This window comes from Paenibacillus sp. 01T422 (genome assembly GCF_056398785.1).
This window is the reverse complement of record NZ_JBFTQB010001065.1, coordinates 1-1,924: the sequence shown is the minus strand read 5'-3', so window position 1 is coordinate 1,924 and position 1,924 is coordinate 1. Positions and strand designations below refer to the sequence as shown.

Genomic DNA, 1,924 nt, shown 5'->3' with positions numbered 1-1,924 from the left:
CCATAGACAGAGCTTGCTCAAAGTCATTCCGCGAGCCCGTACTACGTCCGCCATAAAAGATTTCTTCGGCCGCGGCGCCGCCTAAAGAGATCATGATTTGCTGCTCGATATAATCCTTCGTATACAAATAGTGGTCCTTCGGAGGATTATGACGCACATAACCAAGTGCTTTCCCACGTGGACTAACCGTTACTTGCGAAACTGAACCTGGACGCACCAGTTCAGCAACAATAGCATGTCCCAGCTCGTGGTAAGCAACGCGTTCTTTCTCATCCTGCGCGGTTTCTTTATCCGTCCGCTCACCCATCATAATTTTATCAATCGCGGATGCCAAATGGTGCTGTTCAATTTCCTTTTTGTCCTCACGCATCGCATAAATAGCTGCTTCATTCAGAACACCTTCCAGCTGCGCACCAGAGAATCCGAACGTTTGTTCAGCAATAGCATCTAATGAAGCTCCGATAGCTAACGGCTTATTTTTCACATGAATGTTTAGAATTGAAAGTCGGCCTTTCTTATCTGGTAAATCCACCTCGATATGACGGTCAAATCGCCCTGGACGAAGCAGCGCGCTGTCGAGCATTTCTTTCCGGTTCGTTGCTGCCATAATCAAAATACGCGGAGCATCATTCGTATGAATACCGTCCATTTCGGTTAATAGTTGGTTAAGCGTTTGATCGTACTCACGTTGTTGACCTCCATCACGCTTACCGCCAATAACATCAATCTCATCGATAAAAATAATCGCGTTATCCTTGCCTTCTTTCACAGCACGGCTTCTTGCTTCCTTGAATAGATCACGAACACGGCTTGCACCTACACCAACATACATTTCCACAAACTCACTACCTGAAGCCGCTAAGTAGACGGAATTTGTATAATGAGCTGCTGCTTTTGCCATCAACGTTTTACCTGTCCCAGGAGGACCTGTAAGCAGTATCCCTTTGAGAGGACGAATGCCCAACTTCTTAATTTCTTCATGTTTAATCAGAAAATCAAGAGCTTCCGTCAATTCTTTCTTCGCCCGATCCTGCCCGCCAATTTCGTCAAAAGTGAGAAAAGACGGTGTCCGCGTTTTGCTTTTACGATCACCGCCACCACCAGCAGAAATACCTACGCCGCCGCGGCCTCTAATCATATAAAACAATGAAATGCCTAATACACCAACAAATAATATAGGGATAATATTTACCCCTAAGAAAATCAAGAAAACTAGCAATACCGGAATAGCGCCTATACCAATCTCTTTATATATTTTACTCATTCGGCCACACTCCAATCTGCGTGGATCTAGGAAGCATAATGAATTTTGTGGCATCACCATCTGTCAATCGTATATATACGTAAGTTTGATCCATTTCACTTTCAACCTTCATACTAGGCATGTCAGACGCATACTTCTGAAGGGTCGTAGGAATATCTGCATAATGCTTCGTCTCCATCGCTTGAGCAACTTCGAATAAAGCTCTGGACCACCACTGATCAAGCTTCTCAGACGGATTATCTTTTACTTGAATATTCACGGTACRTTTGCCAATAATCGATGCTCCATCTTTATTAATCTTTTCAACAACCGTTCTTAAATTCGCATCAGACTGTAAATTTACTTCTATATCAACACGATCTTTGTCCAATTTCATGGTTGAGCTTGTCACCCCGGGAACTTTACTAATGATATCTGATAATGGGTTTTCCATAGCGAAACTTGTATAAGCGAACCAGCCTCCGAATAGTACGCCGGCAGAAATAATTACACTCAATACGACAGGTAAGAGACGTAGCTTCATCAGTCAACGTCCCCCTTTCTCGATATATTATGTTGCGTCCAATTCCATACGAGTAGTATATCACGTGATATATACTGTTACCTTATGAAATGAGTGGAAACAAGAAAACTCAGCCTATTGAAGGCTGAGTCTATACG

General features: G+C 43.3%; 2 protein-coding genes. Both read right to left on the bottom strand.

Translation table 11 applies throughout. The annotated features are described in order from the left end of the window. Nucleotides 1-1,264: AAA family ATPase (locus tag AC1DUA_RS35545; RefSeq protein ID WP_477504219.1), on the bottom strand; the 1,264-nt coding region annotated here is incomplete at its 3' end. Further along, nucleotides 1,257-1,787 carry a hypothetical protein gene (locus AC1DUA_RS35540; RefSeq protein ID WP_477504218.1) on the bottom strand — a complete coding sequence of 177 codons (531 nt, stop codon included), beginning with the start codon at nucleotides 1,785-1,787 and terminating at the stop codon, nucleotides 1,257-1,259. The genes AC1DUA_RS35540 and AC1DUA_RS35545, both read right to left, overlap by 8 nt. Nucleotides 1,788-1,924: the final 137 nt, after the last annotated feature.